The organism is Agrobacterium sp. GW821-FHT14E08, from assembly GCF_058803865.1.
In genome coordinates, this window is the sequence record NZ_JBXAPJ010000002.1 from 630,267 (window position 1) to 651,810 (window position 21,544).

24 protein-coding genes are annotated in these 21,544 nt (G+C 59.1%); 12 read left to right on the forward strand and 12 right to left on the reverse strand.

Annotation, left to right across the window (positions count from 1 at the left end):
• Positions 1-164 precede the first annotated feature (164 nt).
• The 4 genes from AC1ROR_RS11785 to AC1ROR_RS11800 all read left to right on the forward strand — a co-directional run bounded on the left by AC1ROR_RS11785 (position 165) and on the right by AC1ROR_RS11800 (position 3,214).
• On the forward strand, positions 165-725 hold the full coding sequence (locus AC1ROR_RS11785) for an isochorismatase family protein (protein WP_498589486.1): 561 nt from the start codon (positions 165-167) through the stop codon (positions 723-725).
• Complete coding sequence (locus AC1ROR_RS11790; protein ID WP_498589488.1) at positions 725-1,708, forward strand: GlxA family transcriptional regulator; 984 nt, start codon at positions 725-727, stop codon at positions 1,706-1,708. Before AC1ROR_RS11785 ends, AC1ROR_RS11790 begins: the two co-directional genes overlap by 1 nt.
• Before the next feature lie 110 nt (positions 1,709-1,818).
• On the forward strand, positions 1,819-2,769 hold the full coding sequence (locus AC1ROR_RS11795) for an aldo/keto reductase (protein WP_498589489.1): 951 nt from the start codon (positions 1,819-1,821) through the stop codon (positions 2,767-2,769).
• A gap of 1 nt (position 2,770) precedes the next feature.
• A complete protein-coding gene (locus tag AC1ROR_RS11800; RefSeq protein ID WP_498589491.1) occupies positions 2,771-3,214 on the forward strand; it encodes a GNAT family N-acetyltransferase in 444 nt (147 codons plus the stop codon).
• On the opposite strand, the gene AC1ROR_RS11805 is transcribed toward AC1ROR_RS11800, so the two are convergent.
• On the reverse strand, positions 3,196-4,104 hold the full coding sequence (locus AC1ROR_RS11805; RefSeq protein WP_498589492.1) for a LysR family transcriptional regulator: 909 nt from the start codon (positions 4,102-4,104) through the stop codon (positions 3,196-3,198). The genes AC1ROR_RS11800 and AC1ROR_RS11805 overlap by 19 nt on opposite strands.
• Positions 4,105-4,219: 115 nt before the next feature.
• Between AC1ROR_RS11805 and AC1ROR_RS11810 the strand changes: the two genes are divergently transcribed.
• Positions 4,220-5,221 carry an aldo/keto reductase gene (locus tag AC1ROR_RS11810; RefSeq protein WP_498589493.1) on the forward strand — a complete coding sequence of 334 codons (1,002 nt, stop codon included), beginning with the start codon at positions 4,220-4,222 and terminating at the stop codon, positions 5,219-5,221.
• 52 nt (positions 5,222-5,273) lie between these two features.
• On the opposite strand, the gene pheT is transcribed toward AC1ROR_RS11810, so the two are convergent.
• The 6 genes from pheT to infC form a co-directional block, all read right to left on the reverse strand.
• Complete coding sequence (gene pheT / locus AC1ROR_RS11815; protein WP_498589494.1) at positions 5,274-7,697, reverse strand: phenylalanine--tRNA ligase subunit beta; 2,424 nt, start codon at positions 7,695-7,697, stop codon at positions 5,274-5,276.
• A gap of 24 nt (positions 7,698-7,721) precedes the next feature.
• Positions 7,722-8,804: a phenylalanine--tRNA ligase subunit alpha gene (pheS, locus tag AC1ROR_RS11820; protein WP_080833170.1), complete on the reverse strand. Its 1,083-nt coding sequence runs from the start codon at positions 8,802-8,804 to the stop codon at positions 7,722-7,724.
• Positions 8,797-9,675, reverse strand: a complete 879-nt coding sequence (locus AC1ROR_RS11825; RefSeq protein ID WP_035219374.1) for a phosphotransferase — start codon at positions 9,673-9,675, stop codon at positions 8,797-8,799. The genes pheS and AC1ROR_RS11825 overlap by 8 nt, the downstream gene beginning before the upstream one ends.
• 176 nt (positions 9,676-9,851) lie before the next feature.
• Positions 9,852-10,256 (reverse strand): 50S ribosomal protein L20, encoded by a 405-nt coding sequence (gene rplT / locus AC1ROR_RS11830; RefSeq protein WP_003507464.1) that lies wholly within the window; start codon positions 10,254-10,256, stop codon positions 9,852-9,854.
• A gap of 40 nt (positions 10,257-10,296) precedes the next feature.
• Complete coding sequence (rpmI, locus tag AC1ROR_RS11835) at positions 10,297-10,500, reverse strand: 50S ribosomal protein L35 (protein ID WP_003493355.1); 204 nt, start codon at positions 10,498-10,500, stop codon at positions 10,297-10,299.
• A 190-nt stretch (positions 10,501-10,690) separates the two neighbouring features.
• Positions 10,691-11,227, reverse strand: a complete 537-nt coding sequence (infC, locus tag AC1ROR_RS11840; RefSeq protein ID WP_077224822.1) for a translation initiation factor IF-3 — start codon at positions 11,225-11,227, stop codon at positions 10,691-10,693.
• 187 nt (positions 11,228-11,414) lie between these two features.
• Between infC and AC1ROR_RS11845 the strand changes: the two genes are divergently transcribed.
• Together AC1ROR_RS11845 and AC1ROR_RS11850 are read left to right on the forward strand one after the other, a co-directional pair.
• Positions 11,415-12,203 carry an alpha/beta hydrolase gene (locus AC1ROR_RS11845; protein WP_498589496.1) on the forward strand — a complete coding sequence of 263 codons (789 nt, stop codon included), beginning with the start codon at positions 11,415-11,417 and terminating at the stop codon, positions 12,201-12,203.
• A gap of 119 nt (positions 12,204-12,322) precedes the next feature.
• A complete protein-coding gene (locus AC1ROR_RS11850; protein ID WP_035219376.1) occupies positions 12,323-12,937 on the forward strand; it encodes a transglutaminase-like cysteine peptidase in 615 nt (204 codons plus the stop codon).
• A 162-nt stretch (positions 12,938-13,099) separates the two neighbouring features.
• On the opposite strand, the gene mbfA is transcribed toward AC1ROR_RS11850, so the two are convergent.
• Positions 13,100-14,083 (reverse strand): iron exporter MbfA, encoded by a 984-nt coding sequence (mbfA, locus tag AC1ROR_RS11855; protein WP_020808468.1) that lies wholly within the window; start codon positions 14,081-14,083, stop codon positions 13,100-13,102.
• A 140-nt stretch (positions 14,084-14,223) separates the two neighbouring features.
• Between mbfA and AC1ROR_RS11860 the strand changes: the two genes are divergently transcribed.
• The gene (locus AC1ROR_RS11860) at positions 14,224-14,697 is read left to right on the forward strand and encodes a group III truncated hemoglobin (RefSeq protein ID WP_498589497.1); all 474 of its coding nucleotides are present in this window, start codon (positions 14,224-14,226) and stop codon (positions 14,695-14,697) included.
• Positions 14,698-14,885: 188 nt separating this feature from the next.
• Complete coding sequence (locus tag AC1ROR_RS11865; protein ID WP_065114627.1) at positions 14,886-15,989, forward strand: TRAP transporter substrate-binding protein; 1,104 nt, start codon at positions 14,886-14,888, stop codon at positions 15,987-15,989.
• A gap of 6 nt (positions 15,990-15,995) precedes the next feature.
• Here AC1ROR_RS11865 and AC1ROR_RS11870 read toward each other — a convergent pair whose 3' ends face one another.
• Entirely contained in the window at positions 15,996-17,090 is a 1,095-nt protein-coding gene (locus AC1ROR_RS11870; protein ID WP_498589498.1) for a helix-turn-helix domain-containing protein, read from the reverse strand.
• Positions 17,091-17,235: 145 nt separating this feature from the next.
• Between AC1ROR_RS11870 and AC1ROR_RS11875 the strand changes: the two genes are divergently transcribed.
• Entirely contained in the window at positions 17,236-18,309 is a 1,074-nt protein-coding gene (locus AC1ROR_RS11875; RefSeq protein WP_498589499.1) for an alpha/beta hydrolase family protein, read from the forward strand.
• Between the two features lie 18 nt (positions 18,310-18,327).
• Here AC1ROR_RS11875 and AC1ROR_RS11880 read toward each other — a convergent pair whose 3' ends face one another.
• The 3 genes from AC1ROR_RS11880 to AC1ROR_RS11890 all read right to left on the reverse strand — a co-directional run bounded on the left by AC1ROR_RS11880 (position 18,328) and on the right by AC1ROR_RS11890 (position 19,949).
• The gene (locus AC1ROR_RS11880) at positions 18,328-18,846 is read right to left on the reverse strand and encodes a GNAT family N-acetyltransferase (protein WP_498589500.1); all 519 of its coding nucleotides are present in this window, start codon (positions 18,844-18,846) and stop codon (positions 18,328-18,330) included.
• Between the two features lie 20 nt (positions 18,847-18,866).
• A complete protein-coding gene (locus tag AC1ROR_RS11885; protein WP_080855819.1) occupies positions 18,867-19,448 on the reverse strand; it encodes a helix-turn-helix domain-containing protein in 582 nt (193 codons plus the stop codon).
• Between the two features lie 99 nt (positions 19,449-19,547).
• Positions 19,548-19,949 carry a ketosteroid isomerase-related protein gene (locus AC1ROR_RS11890; protein WP_035219388.1) on the reverse strand — a complete coding sequence of 134 codons (402 nt, stop codon included), beginning with the start codon at positions 19,947-19,949 and terminating at the stop codon, positions 19,548-19,550.
• A gap of 73 nt (positions 19,950-20,022) precedes the next feature.
• Here AC1ROR_RS11890 and AC1ROR_RS11895 point away from each other — a divergent pair, with 73 nt between their 5' ends.
• Together AC1ROR_RS11895 and AC1ROR_RS11900 are read left to right on the forward strand one after the other, a co-directional pair.
• Entirely contained in the window at positions 20,023-20,631 is a 609-nt protein-coding gene (locus AC1ROR_RS11895; protein WP_167377368.1) for a GNAT family N-acetyltransferase, read from the forward strand.
• Positions 20,628-21,497: a carbon-nitrogen hydrolase family protein gene (locus AC1ROR_RS11900; protein WP_080833152.1), complete on the forward strand. Its 870-nt coding sequence runs from the start codon at positions 20,628-20,630 to the stop codon at positions 21,495-21,497. The genes AC1ROR_RS11895 and AC1ROR_RS11900 overlap by 4 nt, the downstream gene beginning before the upstream one ends.
• Positions 21,498-21,544 lie beyond the last annotated feature (47 nt).

Consider the following 21,544-nt stretch of genomic DNA (forward strand, 5'->3'; position numbering starts at 1 on the left):
AATCTCTCTGAAACTTATCATTGTCGAACAGCCTGGCAAGCCACGCGTTACAGACCCTGCAAGAACGATGGCCGAATCTGTCCTGCCTTTGTCGGTTTTCCTGCTTTCATCCGTTCTTTTGAAGGTGAATTATGCTAAGCATGAACCCAATGGAGAACCATAAAATGTCCTCTTCTCAGACAGCCCTTCTTGTCATCGACGTTCAGGAATCCTTCCGGCACGCGCCCTATTTCGAGGAAAGCGAACTGGCTGCCTATCTGGAAAAACAGCAGGCGCTGATTGACGGTGCCAAGGCTGCGGGAATACCCGTCGTGCAGATCTTCCATGTCGATGGTGACCGGGCCTTTGCAAAGGAAAGCGGTTACATCCGCGCGCTGGAAGGTGTGCGGATCAGCCCTGATGTCACCTTCCACAAGAACCGTCACTCCGCTTTTGCCGGCACCGGCCTCGAAATCTGGCTGACGCAGAAGGGCATCAACCGGCTTATCGTCTCCGGCATTCGCACCGAACAATGCTGCGAAACGACAACGCGGCACGCTTCTGACCTCGGCTATAGCGTCGACTACGTTACCGAGGCGACGCTTACCTTTCCGATGACACATGCCTCTGGCACCGTGTTCAGCGCGGACGATATCCGCAAACGGACCGAACTGGTGCTGGCGGGCCGCTTCGCACGCATCGCTACCGTCGACGACGCGCTTGCGACCGTTAAAAAGGCCGCCTGATGGACAAAGGCGGCACACGCATCATTCCGTTTTATACGCTTGTGCCGCCGCACGCGCTGCTGCTCGACATTGCGGGCCCGCTGGAAGTTATCCGTTATGCCAACGGGGAACAGAAGGATATCCATTTCGATTGCCGCTACATCGCAGCGCATGACCAGCAGCAATCCTCCATCGGTCTTGGGCTTTGCGGGCTGGAAGCCCTGCCCGCGACCCTTCCGGAAAATGCGTTCCTGCTGATTTCCGGTAGTACCTCGCGCTTCGATTACGAGCCGGAAACGCGCCGGGAACGGCAGGCGCTGGCGACGTGGCTGCGTCACACGGTACGCGCCGACACCACGGTCGTTTCCATCTGCTCCGGCGCGCTGCTGGCGGGGGAGGCCGGACTTTTCGACGGGCGGAGCTGCACGACGCATGCGGATTGCGTCGAAGCGCTGCGCCGCATCGCACCTTTATCCCAGGTGGCGGAGAACCGCCTTTTCGTCGAGGATGGCAACCGTTTCTCAAGTGCCGGCATTTCGACCGGCATCGACCTCATGCTGCATGTGGTTTCCCGGCTCACCTCCCCGGCGGTCGCGGCGCGTATTGCCAAAACCATGGTCGTTTATCTCAGGCGCAGCGGCAACGACCCGCAGATTTCCCCCTGGCTCACCGGCCGCAACCACATCCACCCTGCCATTCACCGGGTTCAGGACCGGGTGATGGCGGAACCGGCAGGCGACTGGTCGCTGGAACGGCTGGCGGATATCGCCGCGCTGAGTGAACGGCATTTATCGCGTCTGTTTCGCGAGCATACCGGCATCAGCGTCATCGACTACGTCAACCTGATGCGGGTCAATCTCGCGCGCGACATTCTCGCCAACAGCCGTCTCGATATGGAAGCCATCGCCGAGCGGGCGGGCTTTGCCTCCGCCCGGCATTTGCGGCGCGTGTGGCAACAGCATAATCGCCTTCCGCCCAGCCACTATCGCGGCTTTCAGGCCTGACCTCGCCAGCTTTCTCCCGTTGCCTGATGAATGCCATCAAAGGAATTGAATGGTTATGCGGATGAGCAGTTGCTAACCTTGCCACAACGACAGCAACAGGAGCACTCCCCGTGGAAAAACGAAGCCTTGGCCGCACCGGCCTCTCCATCGCCCCGATCGTCTTCGGCGGCAACGTGTTCGGCTGGACAGCGGACGAGAAGACTTCCTTTGCCCTGCTCGATGCCTTTTTCGATGCGGGTTTCAACGCCATCGACACGGCGGATGTCTATTCCGCATGGGTGGATGGCCATGAGGGCGGCGAGTCCGAAACCATCATCGGCAAATGGCTGAAGCAGTCGAGCGTGAAGCGCGAAGATGCGGTAATCGTCACCAAGGTCGGTTTTGACAATCGCGGCCAGAAGACCGGCCTCAGCGCCAAATGGATCGCAGAAGCTGTCGATGCCTCGCTGAAGCGGCTGCAAACCGACTATATCGACCTTTACCTCACCCATAAGCCGGATGCGGAGGTGCCGCTGGAGGAAACACTCACCGCCTTCGCAAAGCTGAAGGAACAGGGAAAAATCCGCGCCATCGGCTGCTCCAACTATTCGGCAAGCCAGCTTCAGGACGCGCTGGACACGGCTGCGAAGAACAATCTTCCCCGTTATGACGTGCTGCAGCCGGAATATAATCTCTATAACCGCGCGGATTTCGAAGGCCCGCTTGCTGAACTTTGCCAGAAGGAAGAGATCGGCGTCATCAATTATTACAGCCTCGCCGCCGGTTTCCTGACCGGGAAATATCGTGCCAAGGCCGATACCGAAGGCGTCGCCCGCAGCTACCGTGTAGGCGAATATGTCAATACGCGCGGCCTTGCCGTCCTCGGCGCCATGGATGCGGTGGCAGTGGAAACCGGCGCGAAGCTTGCGGATATCGCCTTGGCCTGGCTGTTGCGAAAGAAGGCGATAACCGCGCCGATCGCCAGCGCCACCAGCCTGTCCCAGCTTGAAAGCTTCAAACGCGCCGTCGACTTAAAGCTGACGGATGAGATGATGACGCTGCTCGACAAGGCGGGCGCGTAACATGGAGCTCACCATTCGCGATGCGCAGCCTTCTGACCGGGCGGAATGGCTACGCCTGTGGAACGACTATCTCGCCTTTTATGATGTCGATCTTGCCGATGACGTCACCGACCATACCTGGGCGCGTATCCTTGACCCCGCATCCCGCGTCTCCATGCGGGTGGCTCTGCTCGGCGACCGCATGGCCGGTTTCGCCATTCACCACTTCCATGATTCCACCTGGGTGAAGACGCCCGACTGCTATCTGGAAGATCTGTTCGTCGATGGCGAAATCCGCGGCAAGGGAACGGGCCGGGCGCTGATGGATGATCTTGTCACCATCTGCAAGGACAAGGGCTGGTCACGGCTGTACTGGCACACCGGCGAGGACAACCACCGCGCCCAGAAGCTTTATGACAGCTACGTGAAAAGCGACGACCATATCCGCTATCGCATCAAGTTCTGATCGCCCCGGAAACGGAAGAAATCCACAAAAGCCCTCAGCGCCGGCCGCATCTGCCGGCGCGAGGGATAATAGATATAGAAGCCATCGAAGGGCGCGCACCAGTCGTCCAGCACGCGGATCAGCCTTCCCTCCCTGATATCGTCCTCGACACGCTGCTCGAAAACGAAGGCCAGCCCTGCGCCGTCAATCGCTGCCCGGCGAATGAGGCTCTGGTCCGACAGGATCAGCGGCCCTTGCACATCAACCACTAATGGTTTGCCATTCTTCTCCAGTTCCCAGCGATAGATGAGGCCGCTGGCGAAACGCCGGCGGATGCAGCGATGCCGGATGAGATCCCTTGGGTCAATTGGCGGTGGATTTTCTGTGAAGTAGGAGGGCGCGCCAACAATCGCACCGCGCCATGCGCCGCTGGCTTTCACCGCAATCATATCCGCCTCGAGGTGCTCGCCGAGCCGCAGGCCCGCATCAAAACCCTTCGCGACGATATCTTCGAAGCGATCATCCGTTGAAATTTCGAGTGAAATATCGGGATAGAGCCGCAGGAACTCGCCCAGCCGGGGCACGATGAGGTCCTCGGCAGCAAGCCGTGGCAAGGTGATGCGCAGGGGGCCGGCCGGCCTCCCACCCTGTTCGGCAAGTGTCTCGATGACCGTGTCTATATCGGCAAGCGCCGGGCCAAGCGTCTCGAGCAGCCGTTTGCCTTCCTCTGTCGGTGAAACGCTGCGGGTGGTACGATGAAGCAGCCGCAGGCCAAGGCTTGCCTCCAGCGACGACACCGCATGGCTGACGGCGGAAGGGGCAATGGCAAGTTCGGCGGCGGCCTTGCGAAAGCTGCGGCCTTCGGCAACCGCGGCGAGAACGGCCAGCTGGGAGAGTTGCACACGGTTCATTGTTCTAAATGATAGAACAACCCAAGCGGATTTGCAGCGATTATTTTTGCCGCCACGAGACGCTATTTTCTCATCACGCCCTGATGACGGGCGGTTCCTTTGGAAGGACGAACAGATGAAAAAAAGAACCCTTGGAAACAATCTTTCCGTTTCGGCGCTCGGCCTCGGCTGCATGGGCATGACCCATGCTTATAGCCCGACCGGCGATGAGAGCAGCGCAATTGCAACGTTGCACCGCGCCGTCGAACTCGGCGTCACCTTTTTCGATACGGCGGAGGTTTACGGGCCCTACAATAACGAGATTCTTGTCGGCAAGGGTTTGAAGCCCTATCGCGACAAGGTGGTCATCGCCACCAAGTTCGGCTTTAAAATCGACAGCAGCAAACCCGCTGGCCAGATGATGGTGGGCACCGACAGCCGCCCGGAAAATGTGCGCGCCGTCGCCGAAGCCTCTCTCAAACGCCTCGGCGTCGATGAGATCGACCTGTTCTACCAGCATCGCGTCGATCCAAATGTTCCGATCGAAGACACGGTAGGCGCCATGGCCGAACTGGTCCGGCAGGGCAAGGTAAAGCATCTCGGCCTGTCGGAAGCAAGCGCCGAGACACTTCGCAAAGCGCACGCCGTTCATCCGATCGCGGCCATACAGAGCGAATATTCGCTGTGGACCCGCGACGTGGAGGAAAACGGCGTGCTGGAAACCTGCCGTGAGCTTGGCATCGGCTTCGTCCCCTTCAGCCCGCTCGGGCGTGGTGCCTTGACGGGCGCGCTGAAGACGCTCGACGGCCTTGCATCCGACGATTTCCGCCGCGGCCTGCCGCGCTTCCAGAGCGAAAACTTCGACGCCAATCTGGCGCTCATCAAGCTTCTGGAGGACATGGCGACTGAGAAGGGCGTGACCGCCGGACAACTGGCGCTGGCCTGGGTTCTGGCGCAGGGCGACTTCATCGTTCCTATTCCCGGCACGACAAAAATCGCCAATCTGGAGAAGAACGTTGCCGCAGCGGAGGTATCTCTGACAGCAGAAGAAGCCGCCAGCCTCGGCGCGCTGCTTTCGCCGACAAAAGTCGCCGGCGCACGTTATCCAGAACAGATGTCACGGATGGCCAATCGTTAAAAACAAAAAGCCGCGGCAGTTGCCGCGGCTTTTTTCATTCCGTCACCCGTTTTCAGGCGCGCAGAACGCCGCCCGTGGATTTCTCGACATTGCCGACGATCTTGGCCGTCAGCGCCTCGAAATCCTCGTCCGTCAGCGTCTTGTCGACCGGCTGGATCTGCACTTCGATGGCGACCGACTTGCGGTTTTCACCGAGCGATGCTCCCTCGAAAATATCGAAGACATTGACGCCGGTAATCAGCTTGCGGTCAGCGCTGGTCGCAGCCTTGATGATGGCGCCCGCCTCTACCGACTTGTCGACCACGAAGGCGAAGTCGCGCTTCACCGCCTGGAAGGGCGAAAGCTCAAGCGCAGGCTTGGTGCGGGTCGCTTTCTTCTTCGGCTCCTGCATGGCGTCGAGATAAATCTCGAAACCACTATAGGCGCCGGAGACATCCAGTTCGGACAGCGTCTTCGGATGGAACTCGCCGAAATAGCCGAGCACGACCTTCGGACCCATCTTGATGGTGCCGGAGCGGCCGGGGTGATACCAGCCGGGGCCGCCGGCTTCGATCTGCACATTGGCCATGGGCAGGCCGCAGGCTTCCAGCACCGAGAGCGCATCGGCCTTGGCGTCATAGACATCAACAGGCTTGCCACCACCCTTCAAAGCATTGGACCACATGCGGCCGCTGCCTGCGAGCGAGGCCGTGCCGCGGCGAACACCGCCGGCAACGCGGCGCTGCCCATCAGGCGTATCGCCCTCATAGGTGCCGGAGACCTCGAAGATTGCAACATCGCCATAGCCTTTATCGGCATTGCGCTGCGCGGCGGTTAGAAGGCCGGGCAGCAGCGAAGGCCGCATGTCCGACATATCCGCCGCAATCGGGTTTGCGAGCTTCAGGGCCGGCGAACCGCCACCGAAGAGTTTCGCCTGCGCTTCCGGGATGAAGGACCAGGTGACGGCCTCGAGCATGCCGCGGCTTGCCAGCGCACGGCGCGCGGTGCGGGTACGAATCTGCAGCGTGGTCAGGATACGGCCGTTGACGGCGCCGAAGCTTTCCAGCGGCTCCGGCTTGATATTATCGACGCCGTGGATGCGCATGACCTCTTCCACCAGATCGGCCTTGCCATCAACATCCGGACGCCACGACGGCACGGTAACGGAGACGCGCTCGCCCGTTCCCTCGACGCTGAAACCGAGGCCTTTGAGAATGGCGAGGCTCTCTTCCGCCGAGACTTCCAGACCCGTCAGACGCTTCACTTCCGCCAGCGGGAAATCCACGACCTTCGGCTGATGACCCTTGTAACCGACAACCTGGGCTTCGCCGGCGACGCCGCCGCACAGTTCGAGGACCAGTTCGGTGGTGCGTTCCAGACCCGGAACCATATAGTCCGGATCGACACCGCGTTCGAAACGATAACGCGCATCGGTGATGATACCGAGCGAACGGCCGGTCTTGGCGATGTTGATCGGATCCCAGAGTGCGGACTCGATCAGCACGTCGACGGTGTTTTCATCGCAGCCGGAATGTTCGCCACCCATGACGCCGCCGATGGATTCGAGGCCTTTCTCGTCGGCGATGACGACATTGTTCGGGCCGAGCTTATATTCACGCTGGTCGAGCGCGAGGATCGTCTCGCCCTCTTTTGCGCGGCGAACCGTCAGATCACCCTTGACCTTGGCGGCGTCGAAGACGTGCATCGGCCGGCCCTGATCGAAGGTCATGTAGTTGGTGATGTCGACAAGCGCATTGATGGGACGCAGGCCGATTGCCAGCAGGCGCTGCTGCATCCATTTCGGGCTGGGGCCGTTTTTGACGCCGCGCACGACGCGCAGCGAAAAGCCGGGGCAGAGCGCCGCATCGTCCAGCTCAAGCTTCACGTCGACCGGGGTTGCGCCTTCGATCTTGAAGGACGGCGCGGGTCTCGTTTTCAGCTTGCCCAGACCGGAAGCAGCGAGATCGCGGGCAATACCGTAGATCGAGGTGCAATCCGGGCGGTTCGGGGTCAGGTTGATTTCGATGACCGGATCGTCGAGCCCGGCATAGGTGGCGAAGGAGGTGCCGACCGGCGCATCTTCCGGCAGGTCGATGATGCCGTCGTGATCGTCGGAAATGTTCAGCTCCTTTTCGGAGCACATCATGCCATGGCTTTCGACACCGCGTATCTTGCCAATGGCCAGCGTGACATCGATGCCCGGAACATACATGCCGGGCCGAGCGAGCGCACCGACGAGGCCCGCGCGTGCATTCGGCGCGCCGCAGACGATCTGCACCGGCTTGCCGTCGCCGGCGTCGACGGAGAGAACCTTCAGGCGGTCAGCTTCCGGGTGCTTCTCGGCGGAGAGCACCTTGGCGATGACGAAAGGCTTGTAGGCCGCCTTGTCGTCAACATCCTCGACCTCAAGACCAATTGCCGTCAGCCGCTCGCAAATCTCGTCCAGCGTCGCATCGGTATCGAGATGCTCTTTCAGCCAGGAAAGAGTAAATTTCATGTCTTTGCTCCTTGGCTAACCGGATTAAACGCTCAGACCGCCGAACAGCGTCGGCATGTCGAGCGGGCGGAAGCCGTAGTGGTTCATCCAGCGGACATCGGCGTTGAAGAAATCGCGCAGGTCCGGCATGCCGTATTTCAGCATGGCGATACGGTCGAGGCCCATGCCCCAGGCAAAGCCCTGATATTCATCCGGGTCCAGCCCGCCGGCACGCAGCACATTTGGGTGCACCATGCCGCAGCCAAGGATTTCCATCCAGTCCTTGCCTTCACCGAACTTGACGATGGGGCCGGAACGATCACACTGGATATCCACCTCAAAGCTCGGCTCCGTGAAGGGGAAGAAGGACGGGCGGAAGCGCATGACGACGCTGTCCACCTCGAAGAAGGTCTTGCAGAATTCTTCCAGAATCCAGCGCAGATTGCCGACATGCGCCTTTTTGTCGATCACCAGACCCTCGACCTGATGGAACATCGGCGAGTGGGTAGCGTCGGAATCCTGACGGTAGGTCTTGCCGGGAATGACGATGCGGATCGGCGGCTTCTGGCTTTCCATGGTGCGGATCTGCACCGGCGAGGTGTGGGTGCGCAGCACCTTGCGCTCGCCCTTTTCATCCGGCTGGAAGAAGAAGGTGTCGTGCATTTCGCGGGCCGGATGGCCTTCAGGGAAATTCAGCGCCGTGAAGTTGTAATAATCGGTTTCGATGTCAGGACCTTCGGCGATCGAGAAACCCATATCCGCAAAGATGGCGGTGATTTCATCGACGATCTGACTGATCGGATGAATACGGCCGCGCTCGGCCGGGGACTGGCGAACCGGCAGGCTGACATCGACCGTTTCCGCTTTCAGCCGGGCAGTGATGGCGGCGTCTTTCAGCGCGTTCTTGCGCTCGCCGATGAGATCGGTGATTTCGGTCTTGAGCTGGTTGATGGCGGCGCCGCGGGTCTGGCGCTCTTCCGGCGTCATGCTGCCAAGCGTCTTCAGAAGCTCCGAAACCGAGCCCTTCTTGCCAAGCGCGGAAACACGCACGGCTTCGATGGCCGGTTCATCGGCAGCGGTGGCGATCTCCGACATCAGTTGCGATTTCAAGGTATCAAGTTCAGTCATCTTTTCCTGCCTTGCCGGTCTTTTTAACAGCGGCTTCGGGGTTCACAGCATTCATCAGATAGTCGGTCGCCATGATAAAGCGTCGCAGATCACTACCCATCCGCACGCGCCCGATCAACCGGGCAACCGGTAAAAAACGCCCCAGAATGCCGGTCAGACGGCACAATTCTTCCAGCGCCCGGGGCGGGGCGTTTTCGCGCCAGCGGGCGAAGGCCGCGTCGCAGGTTTTCGGCGCATCGCAGGCGCGGGTCGCGACCTGTAAAAACAGCAGCCAGATATCGCGGGCCTGCGCCGTCTCAAGCGGCATGACGTCCTGCGGGCGTTCTTCGAAGTCCATGAAACCGATGCGCCCGTCCTGGAGGAAGAAATCACGCACATGCGGCCGCCCATGGCAAAGACGCGCCGCATGCAGCTCGCCAAGCGCCTCGGCGGATTTTACAAGCAACGCATCGTGCTCCACCGGTGTCGTGGCCTTTATCGCATCCATGCGCTCCATTATGGTGGGGCCGACATCGCCAAGCACAACGGCCGTCAGCGAGGAATAGATGACCGGGGGCACGGGGAAACCACGGGCCTTGAAGGCCTCCAGCGTTTCGAGTTCGCGGCGCATCAGACCGGCGCCATCAAGCGGCGGCGAAGGACGCATAAAGGTATAGGGAAGCAGCTTTGCAAGAAAAGTCTGCAGTTTGATCCACCAGGACGGCGTTTCCGTGCCCTGGCGTTTTATCCAGACGGTCGTTGTGGAAAGCTCGAGTTTCTGCACGCGGCGCTCGCTTTTAAGCAAAACCCGCATCAAGGCTGCGATATCGCCATCTTCGAGATGGACGTGGAAACCCTTCGCCTTTTCCGCCTCACTTGCGGCAACCAGCATTCTTGCCCCCCCAATGGAACATGCCGACCGAAGGCCGGATGCCCCACCCTTCTGGCAACCCCGGCACAAAACGCTCTACGCCTTTGCCGAAACTGCCGTGAATTCCAAAAAATCGAAAACCCGCGCCGGAGGACCGGCGCGGGTTTCAAATGAACAACAGATTGTCCGCGCCGTAATTACTTTACAGCGGTTTCAAACTCGTTGGTCGTACCAGCATCCTTGAGGTACTCAAGAGCCTTCTTCGCTGCTTCAACGAGCGCGCCGAATGCTGCCGGCTCATGGATAGCCATGTCGGACAGAACCTTGCGGTCGACTTCGATGCCAGCCTTGTTCAGACCGTCGATGAAGCGGCCGTAGGTCAGGCCGAATTCGCGAACAGCAGCGTTGATACGCTGGATCCACAGAGCGCGGAAGTTGCGCTTGTTGACCTTGCGGTCGCGGTAAGCGTACTGCTTGGAACGATCCACGGCAGCCTTTGCTGCGCGGATGGTGTTCTTGCGGCGGCCGTAGAAGCCCTTGGCTGCCTTGAGTGTCTTGGTGTGCTTGGCGCGGGAAGTTACGCCACGTTTTACGCGTGCCATGTCATGATCTCCTTAAAGTGTCCAAAAGTGCGGAAAAGTCTCAGAGACCGTTCGGCAGGTAGTTCTTGACGACCTTCTTGCCGTCAGCTTCGGCGAGAACCATGGTTCCACGCGCGTCGCGAATGAACTTGTTGGTACGCTTGATCATGCCGTGGCGCTTACCGGCGGCGGCTGCAACAACCTTGCCGGTAGCGGTGATCTTGAACCGCTTCTTTGCAGCGGACTTCGTCTTCATCTTGGGCATTTTGCTACTCCGTTTTTTGTATCGAAACAGGCAGACGAGGCCTATTTCAAGCTATTCAGGAACGGCCTCGGCATGCCCTGCCGGACCGTTCGGACGCGCGCTTATAACCGCAGTCGGCTAAAAGCGCAACGGGGAATGAGAATTTCCCCTTGCGGTGGATACGCGCCGGCGCTGTGGCGGCGTAAAAAGATTATTTCGGGGCGAGAACCATCATCATCTGACGGCCTTCCAGCTTCGGCTCGGCTTCAACCTTGGCAATTGCCTGGGTGTCTTCCTTCACCTGAAGGAGAAGCTTCATGCCAAGTTCCTGGTGGGCCATTTCGCGGCCACGGAACTTCAGCGTTACCTTCACCTTGTCGCCTTCGTCAAAGAACCGGTTCATCGCCTTCATCTTCACGTCATAGTCATGCGTGTCGATGTTGGGGCGCATCTTGATTTCCTTGACCTCAACGATCTTCTGTTTCTTGCGCGCCTCGGCCGCCTTCTTCTGGGTCGAATATTTCAGCTTGCCGAGATCGAGGATCTTGCATACCGGCGGTTCAGCGTTCGGCGAAATCTCAACGAGATCGAGACCAGCCTCCTCCGCCATCTTCAAAGCCTGATCCGTCGGCATGCTACCGAGGTTCTGGCCCTCTTCATCAATAAGCTGAACTCTGGGAACCCGAATTTCCCGGTTGGAGCGCGGGCCCTCCTTGACGGGGGCATCGGCTTTGAAAGGTCTGCGAATGGTCGTATTCTCCTGATCTGTTTCTGGATCACGTCAGCAAAAAACAGCTTGTTTGGTACAAGCGGCGGAAATGTCGTTATTGCCGTGGCGAAGTCAATAGCATATCTGCCCGAAAAGATCACCTGTTGCCACGGTTTTTGCAAATACGCCGCCGATATTGCACGAAAATCAGGAGAATTGCATATACATGACCGAACAAGCCGCTGAATTCCTGCACGTAGGGGTGGGCGACGATGCCCGCAACATCGCCTTTCTCCATCGCCCGGCGGCTTCGGGCGGGAACACACCCATGCTTGTCTGGCTGGGCGGCTATCGTTCAGACATGACCGGAACCAAGGCGGTGGAACTCGATCGCTTTGCGGCGGAAAACGGCCTTTCCTGTTTGCGGCTCGATTATTCCGGCCACGGCGCTTCCGGCGGCGATTTCAAGAAGGGCACGATCTCAAGATGGCTGGAAGAGGCGCTTGCCGTGGTGCGGGCGAAGGCGCCATCGCGTGTCATCCTCATCGGCTCTTCAATGGGCGGATGGATTGCGCTGCGCATGGTTGAGGAGTTGCGCAAAAGTGGCGGCGCGCCATCCGTCGCGGGGCTGGTCCTCATTGCGCCTGCGCCCGATTTCACCGTGGAACTGATAGAGCCCAGCCTTTCGGATGCGGAAAAGACCTCGCTTGAGGAAAAGGGCTATTTCGAGGAACATTCGGAATACAGCCCCGAGCCCAACATCTTCACCCGTGCGCTCATGGAAGACGGGAAGCAGAACCGGGTCCTCAAGGGCATCATCACCACCGGCTGCCCCGTTCACATCCTGCAGGGCATGCGCGATCCCGATGTTCCCTATCAGCATGCGCTGAAGCTTATGGAACATCTTCCCGCCGATGATGTTGTCCTGACCCTGATCCGTGACGGTGACCACCGGCTCTCCCGTCCGCAGGATATCGACAGGATGCTCGCCGCCGTCAAAGCCCTTGCAATATAGGCATTTGCGCAACGCTCTTAACCATATTCAACGAGTCTTGCGCACCGCCGTTTGCTAGCGATTGACTCAAACCCCCTATCCCTCTTAACTTTTCGTTAAGAATTTAAGGGACGGGTTTCATGATGAACGCACCGCTGGCGCGTGCGCTGCTGTCTGCAGTTGCCGCCGGGCTAATGACTGCTGCTTCCGCCATGGCGGAAACCAAGGGAAGCCCTTCCATGGTGACGGGCGGAATTACATCCCAGCCGATCGGTCATTATGAATTCTGTCAGAAATATGCGGACGAGTGCAATATTCGCAGCAAGATGACGCCGCCGCCGCGCGTCACGGACTATGGCTGGGGTGTTGTTCGTGAAATCAACACCTCCGTCAATGCCACCGTCGTCGCGATGACCGATCAGGAAATCTACGGCAAGGACGAGGTCTGGGAATATCCGACGACCGCCGGCGACTGTGAAGACTTCGTGCTGCTGAAGCGCAAGAAGCTCATCGAGCGCGGTTTCTCCGTCGCCGACCTGCTGATCACCGTTGTGCGCAAACCGGACGGCGAAGGCCATGCCGTGCTGACGCTCAGGACGACCGACGGTGACTACATTCTCGACAATCTCACCGACGACGTGAAGCTCTGGACCGACACCAACTATACCTATCTGAAGCGGCAGGCGTCCTTCAATACGGGCCGCTGGGTCTCCATCGAGGATGGCCGCGACGTTCTGGTTGGCGCATTGCGCTGATCGGCTGGAGAACCTTGCCTCCGTCATCCTCGGGCTTGACCCGAGGATCCACAATTTCAGTGGCTTATGGATTCTCGGGTCAAGCCCGAGAATGACGTCGCGTTTTAGGCGAGGCCGTTATCCGACAAGCCTCGGTCATTATTCTCGCAGCCTTTCCAGCTCTCACCCGTTGCCGATGATGATACCGGCCGCGAGTACCAGCGAGCCGCCAAGCACCACCTGAAACACTGCCCGCAGGAACGGCGTTTCCATGAAGCGGTTCTGAATAAAGGCGATGGCCCAGAGTTCCACGAAAACGACGACGGCAGCAATTGCCGTTGCCGTCCAGAAATGCGGAATGAGATAGGGCAATGCGTGGCCGAGACCACCGATGGCCGTCATAATGCCTGAGGCCAGGCCCCGCTTTACCGGAGAACCGCGGCCAGAAAGCTTGCCGTCATCATGGGCGGCCTCGGTAAAGCCCATGGAGATGCCCGCACCGACAGAGGCCGAGAGGCCGATAAGGAAGGTCTGCCAGGTATCCTGCGTGGCAAAGGCTGCCGCGAAAATCGGCGCGAGCGTCGAGACGGAGCCATCCATAAGCCCCGCAAGGCCCGGCTGAATATAGGTTAGAAGAAATTGCCGTTTTGCGGTTTCCGCCTCTTCGGTCTTGCCGTTTTCATCGAGGTGTTTTTCTTCCAGCATCTGCGCGATGTCTTCGTGACCCCGCTCCGCCTCGGCCAGATCGCCGAGGAGCTTGCGCGTCGAGGCATCGCTGGTGCGCTTGAGAGCCTCATCGTAGAAGCGGATCGCCTGGGCTTCCATCAATTCGGCCTGGGCGCGGATTTTTTCGAGCGACAGGTTCTTCACCAGCCAGTCCGGGGTGCGCTCATAAAAACCACGCACATGTTCGCGGCGGATCAGTGGGATGGTTTCTCCGAAGCGGCGGCGATGCATGTCGATCAGCACGTTTCGATGCTGCTGCTCGACCTCGGCCATATCATCGAAGACTTTTGCGGACTGCGGATATTGTGCACGCAGATGATCGGCATAGGAGCGATAGATACGGGAATCGTCTTCTTCTGAGGAAATGGCGAGCGCGAGGATTTCCTGCTCGCCGAGAGAGGAAAAGGGACGTTTGGACAGGGAAAAAAGACTGCGAAACATGGCTGAAAACCTTTTTAGAATAATTCTAAATACATCCGCATCGCACCGGGATCAAGCCTTCTTAGAATAATTCTAATAAGGCAAAGGGTCGCATTGCAGGCCACATCGCAGCGGGGTAAATTCGCAAAAAAGGAAACACCATGCAGAATGACGTTACGGCCAGAGCCGCCCACAGCGCGGAAATTCAGCACAGGGCGGAAAAAGCCATGGCAGAGATCGGCGTCGATGCCGGTTTCGTTGATCTGCTGGTGGAGACATTCTACGCTCGCGTTCTGCAACACCCGACGCTCGGGCCAGTCTTTGACGCGCGGCTTGCCGGACGCTGGCCGGAACACATGGCCAGGATGAAACAGTTCTGGTCGGCAGTCGCCTTCAAGAATGGCGGTTACGGCGGCAAGCCCGTGCAGGCCCACCTGGGCGTAAAAGATATGACTGCCGAACTTTTCCCCCAATGGCTCGCGCTATTTTCGACCACGCTCGACGATATCGCGCCGAGCAGACAGGCCCATGACTGGTTCATGCAAACAGCCGAACGCATCGCCAGAAGCCTGACGCTTTCGTTATTTTACAACCCCGCGCTGGATGACCCCGCATTAAATCGCGCGCAGCCATAAACACATCTGAGGCATGGTCACAAGAAGGGCGTGATAGGGTGCCAAAGCAACAATCGGCAAGCGTCGCAGAAGAGCGCGCAAGTTTGAAACATTCCCCTTGATGGCAACAAGGATAAATGTTTAGTAGCCAGCGGGAGGCGTACCGTGCGGTTCGCCTGTAATATGCAGACATAGCAGGGCTTATCGACATGGATCGCAGATCATTTATCCGCAAGGCAGGCGCTCTTGGCGCCGGTGTTACCGCAACGGCACTGGCCGCTCCGGCTATTGCGCAGGAAAACCCCAAGATCACCTGGCGCATGACATCGTCCTTCACCAAGGGCCTCGACATTCTTTTTGGCGCCGGCCAGATGGTTGCCGATCATGTCAAGGAAGCCTCTGGCGGAAACTTTGTCATTCAGCATTTCGCCGGCGGCGAAATCGTGCCGGCGCTTCAGGCGGCAGATGCGGTGACGGCCGGGACCGTCGAAATGGCGCATACCTGCGCCTATTATTACGTTGGCAAGGATCCGACCTTCGCGCTCGGAACCTCGGTTCCCTTCGGCCTCAATGCGCGTCAGACGAATGCCTGGTTCAATCAGGCCGGCGGCAACGAGTTGCTCAATGAGTTCTTGGCGCAGCACAATATCTACTCGATCCTGCTCGGCAATACCGGTGCCCAGATGGGTGGCTGGTTCCGCAAGGAAATCAACACCATCGATGACCTCAAGGGCCTGAAGATGCGCATTGCCGGCCTGACCGGCCAGGTGATGCAGAAGGTCGGCGTGACACCGCAGCAGATCGCCGGCGGCGATGTCTATGCGGCTCTGGAAAAGGGCACGATTGACGCCACCGAATTCGTCGGCCCCTATGACGACCAGAAGCTCGGCTTCTACAAGGTCGCGAAATATTACTACTACCCGGCATGGTGGGAAGGCGGCCCGGCCGTGCATGCCTTCGTGAACCTGCAGAAGTTCAATGAGTTGCCGGAGAACTACAAGCGCATCCTGAAAGACGCCTGCGCCGCCGGCAGCGCCAGCATGCTGGAGCGTTACGATGCGCGCAATCCGAAGGCGCTGAAGGAACTCGTGGCGCAGGGCGCCATCCTGCGCCCCTTCAGCCAGGAAATCCTCGATGTCTGCCATAAGGCGGCGCAGGACACCTATGCGGAGATTTCTGCCAAGAACGAAAACTTCAAGAAGATCTACGAGAGCCAGCAGGCCTTCAAGAAGGACGCCTATCTCTGGGCGCAGATCGCCGAATATACCTATGACACCTACATGATGATCCAGCAGCGCAACGGCACGCTCTGATCCCCATCATTTCCCGACGATCTTCAAACGGTCATCCGGCATCTGCCGGGTGGCTGTTTTGTTTGACGAGACCAGCTTCCACACTTCACGCTCCCGCCAGTCGACCGGGCTCATGCCGGTGACGCGGCGAAATTCGCGGTTGAAGTTGGACTTGGTCTGGAAGCCGGAGGACAGCATGATCGTCGTCACCGATTGCTCCGTCTCCTCCAAAAGCCGGCAGGCTTCGCGGATGCGCAACTGGTTGACATATTGCGAGACATTGACGCCGAGTGAGCGGTTGATCGCGCCGGATATCTGCCGGCTCGGCAGGCCGAGGCGTCTTGCAAGCCGCGACAGGTTGAGGTTCTCATCACGGTAAAGCGCCTGTGTCTCCATCAGCCTATCAACCCTTGCAACGATATCCCAATCCTGTTCCGATGGCTCCGCCGACGCTGACAATTCCGCGACAGGTTCTATGGCTGTTTGCGGCGCCTTGCTCCTGCCGGCCAGCGCGGCCATGAGGCCAATCAGCAGCAGGCCGAAAAGATTGGCATTGCTGACCAGCGCTGCAACATTCTGCCCATGCGCCCATTCGAAATCGAAAAACACCAGAAGATCGAACAGGGCAGAAACACAAAGAGCGATGGCAGCGATAATAAGCGCCCGGTGCGCCGAGGTGACGCTGGCAAATTGCGCCTCGTCCAGCCCATCCGGGCCCTTTCTGCCAAGAAGAAGCAGGGCAATGGCGTGGCCGACAAAGATGACGATCAGCGCAAGATCAATCGCCATCGGCAAGGTGAATTCCATGATGACGACGAGCAAAGGCGACAGGACGAGGTTGGCAAGCATCGCTATCCTGCTCTCAGCCGCCACTCTCATCAGCCCGCGAAAAGCGATGTAGACGAGCGGCGGCAGGCAGGCGGCGAGGACCGGCAAAACATAACGCGTTTCGCTGACGCCATACCCCCAGCGCAGGCCGACAAGGACGGATTGCAGTGCACAAAGCGCGATCAGCGTCAGAAAGGCCCGATTGGTTCGCACATCGTCTCCACCTCGAAAGAAAACGATGAACATGACAACCAGCAGAAGCGCCACGACGAAAGGCAGCGGAATGAACAGCACGAATGAATATCCCCGGAACAACGGCTTATATCGCCAATTCATGGACCAGATCGCGTTTCGGGACGACCTTTAACACGATCAAGGACGCAAAAAATATGTGGCGGCGCAGATTGAACCCCGTTCTTTCCAACCGCACGAGGTTTTCATGCGCCCTGTCACCACCATCACGACCATCCTGTTTTCCGCTCTCGTCACCCAGCCTGTTCTTGCAGGCGAGGCTGTCGGCGTCAGCGAAACCACCATCCATTCGCCAGCACGCGGCAAGGACCTTGCCGTCACAATCTGGTACCCATCCGACGAAAAGGGCACGCAGACGCTTTCCGGCGATGACCGGATTTTTCAGGGCACGCCAATGGTCAAGGATGGCGCCGTGAAACCGGGGCGCCTGCCGCTTGTGCTTCTGTCCCACGGCTCGGGTTCACGAGTGTCCGGCATGGCGTGGATAGCCGCAAGACTTGCGAGCGAAGGTTTCATTGTGGCGGGAGCCAACCACCCCGGCACGACCAGCGGCGATTCCACACCCGCCGACACGCCGAAAATCTGGGAGCGAACGGACGATCTCTCCACGATTATCACTGTTCTAACGGCAAAGGGCAAATGGTCGAGTGCGATCGACACGCAGAGGATCGGCGTGCTCGGCTTTTCGCTCGGCGGCAGTGCGGCGATGGAGATTTCGGGCGCGCGCGCCGATCTCGATGCCTATGCGCGCTATTGCGAAGACTATTCCACGATGATGGATTGCCAATGGTTCGCCGGTGGCCGGGGTTATCTCAATGGCGACGCGGTCGACGTGCCGAAGCTCGATCTCAGAACCCTCGACAAGGCCCGTTTCGAGCAGCAGAACCGCGATCCCCGCATCCGTTCCGCAGTGCTGGTCGATCCCGGTCTGGCCCTCGCCTTTCAGCCTGACAGCCTGAAGCAGATCGATATTCCGCTGACCTTCATCAATCTCGGCAGCAAGGGCAAAATTCCGCCCGCCGTGCTTGCGGATAAACTCGCGGACGAAGTGCCCGGCGCAACATATCAGCAGGTGGACGAGGCCAATCATTTCAGCTTCCTGCCGCTGTGCAAACCGGATGCCGACGCCTTTCTCAAATCCGTCGGCGAGCGCGATCCGATCTGCGAACCGGCCGGACCACGGGACCGTGCGGATATTCACGCGCAATTGGAGACGATGATCGCTGCCGCCTTCAACCGTACACTGAAGCCGGGTCAGTAAGGCGGCAGACTGAGAGGCCTAGCGGATCCGCTTGTAAAACAGGGTCGTGCCGCAAAAGCGTCCATCCGGAAACAGGGCGTAATCGGGGATGACGCCGACCCGCTCCCAGCCGAGGCGAGGATAAATCGCCTCGGCATCGCTGCCCGTGGCCGTATCCAGCACCAAAAGGGTACGACCACGTTTTGCCGCCTCCTCTTCCACCTTTTGCATGAGTTTGCGGGCAAGCCCGAGGCCTCTCGCGGACGGGTGCACGAGGAGCTTCATCAGATCGCCGCGATGCGGCTGGTTGGGTTTGGAGGCAAGGCCGACCTGCACGGTGCCCACCACCCTGCCATCCACTTCCGCCACCACATGAATGGTGCTGCCCTCGCCTGCCGCCTCTGCAACGGCCTGCCAGAAAGGCTGCGCATCCTGCGGGGAAAAGGGCAACATGAAGCCGACGGATGCGCCACCGTTCACGCAGGCAGCCAGAACCTCACAGAGTTCGGGCAAGACATCGATGGTCTCTTGTCCGTTCAATACACGGATGGTGGTCATGATAACTCCTGTCGGGAAAATCAGCGCTGTCTTTGATCCAGCACGACGGCATAACGGGCGGGTTTTTCGGTAGGATTGTGGAAAACATGCCCCTCGCCAACCGGCATGAAAAGGCAATCGCCGGGTTCCAGCCGGTGAACGTCTCCGCCACTCGTCATTTCCAGCACACCTTCGAAAAGCCAGACATATTGCGTCATTCCCCGACTTGCCGCATGCGGAGGGAAACCCACGCGCGCACCGGGCGGAAATTCGACTTCAACGATGTCGACGTCGGATCCCACACGCGGCGGGGAAATGGCGCGGCGGACATAACCGGTCTCCGGATCTTTCCAGAGCTGCTGATCACGCTTTTTCATGAGCGGGGAAACAGCCTCTTCGTTTTCGGCGAAGAAACCGGAGAGCGACAAGCCAAGGGCTGCGCAGATACGGGCCAGCAGCGAGGCCGTGGGGCTCGCCTCGCCACGCTCGATCCGGGAGATCATGGCGCGACTGACGCCGGATTCGGACGCAAGCCGGTCCAGCGTCAGGCCGTTTTCAGCCCGCAATGTTTTGATCCGCTCCCCGATAGAGCGTTCAAGAATATGATCTTCGTTTTCCATCATATGAGAATTGCACTCTCATATGATGGAGTCAATATCCATGATAGTGGAAATTGACTCCATCATGTTTGCCGCCCGTTACTTGGCAGCAAAATGCGTGTCTCAGGCGCCAACCTGGGCAATCCAGTCGTTCAGATTATAATAGTTCGTTACTCGACTAACTTTCCCGTCCTTGAGATCAAAGAAGGCACCGGCTGGCAGGACGTATTTCTGGCCATCGGCTTCGGGCAAACCTTCATCGGTTGCGAGATATTCGCCGTTCACGATGAATTCCGCGGAAGCACGCTTGCCGTCGTCGCTCGCCATGATGACCATGTCGGTGAGATTTTCCTTATAGCAGCGGTTCATGTGGTCCATGAAGGAGGCGAAGGCGGCCTTGCCGGTCTGGCGCTCGCCCTGATTGATGTCGTGCACCACCTCATCGTGAAGAAGCGCCAGAAAGGCATCCATGTCCTGACGGTTGAAGGCATCGTAGTAAGCGCGGATGGTCTCTGTGGCGGTCATCGTCTTCTCCGTTCAATGCTTGCGCGGGTTTTCCATGACGGTATAACCAGTGCAACCGAAAGTGAAAATGCCCATGACCGTCGAAATCAAGTCTCTTTCCGGCATCGACGCCGCCCCCTATTTCGATGACCTGGCGCGGCTGCGGATCGAAGTATTTCGCGCCTTTCCCTATCTCTATGATGGCTCGCTGGACTATGAGCGCAACTATCTCGCGACCTATGCCGATACGGACGGCGCGGTTTTCGTGCTGGCGCTCGATCACGGCAAAGTGGTCGGCATGTCGACTGGCATGCCGATGGCGGCAGAGACCGAAGAGGTAAAGACGCCCTTCGTCAAAGCGGGTTACGATCCGGACCGGATATTCTACTTCGGTGAAAGCGTGCTGCTGCCCGGCTATCGCGGCCTTGGCGTCGGCGTGCGCTTCTTTGAGGAGCGAGAGGCGCATGCAAGACGGCTCGGCTTCGAGCGGTGCACTTTCTGCGCGGTGGAGCGGCCCGCAGACCATCCACGCCGGCCGGCGGACTACGTTCCGCTGAACGCCTTCTGGGAAAAGCGCGGCTATCGCCATCACCCTGAACTGCGCACCAGCTTCACATGGCAGGACCTCGACGAGAGCGCCGAGAGCCCGAAACCCCTGTCCTTCTGGATGAAGAACATCGCTGCAGGAGACGGAAACAGATGACCCGAGTTGCCGCCAGCCAATATGCCATCGAACTGATCGAGACATGGGAGGCTTACGCCGCACATCTTTCCGCCATTGTCCGAGAAGCGAAAGAAAAGGGTGCCGAGCTGCTGCTTTTGCCGGAATATTCGGCGATGACGCTGACAGGACAATTGCCGCCCGATATCCGAGCCGATCTGCATCGTTCCATAGAAGAACTTCAACGACTGATCCCCTCCTGGGTGGAGCTTTGCGAGGAGCTGGCGCGGCAACATCAAATCCTCTTCCAGCCGGGCAGCGCGCCGGTGAAGGACCCCGACGGCAAGTTCCGCAACCGCGCATGGCTGTTCGGCCCGGATGGGCTGATCGGTTATCAGGACAAGCAGATCATGACCCGTTTCGAGCGGGAGCAATGGAACATTCATGCCGGCATCGAGGGCCTGAAAGCCTTCGAGACGCCAATCGGCAGGCTCGGCATCCTCATCTGTTACGACAACGAGTTTCCGATGCTGGGCCGCAGGCTGGCGGAACTCGGCGTCGAACTCGTTCTCGCCCCCAGCTGCACCGACACGCTGGCGGGCGCTTACAGGGTGCGGATCGGCGCGCAGGCACGGGCGCTGGAAAATCAATATGCCGTTCTTTCCGCCCCCACGGCGGGGGAAGCCCCATGGTCTCCCGCCGTCGATGAGAATCGTGGCCGCGCCGCCCTTTACGTGCCGTCCGACTACGGCATGCCCGCATCCGGTATCGTCGCGGAAAGCGAAAGCGATGCGGTGACACAGAGCACGCTTCTGATTGCCGATATCGATCTTGCCGCTGTCGCAAGGCTCCGAACCGAGGGACAGGTGGCCACCCGCCGCGACTGGCCGGAGCAATTTGCGATCTGAAAAGCCCATTTTAAAGGGCTTTTAACCAAATTCCCGCTTTGCGGTGT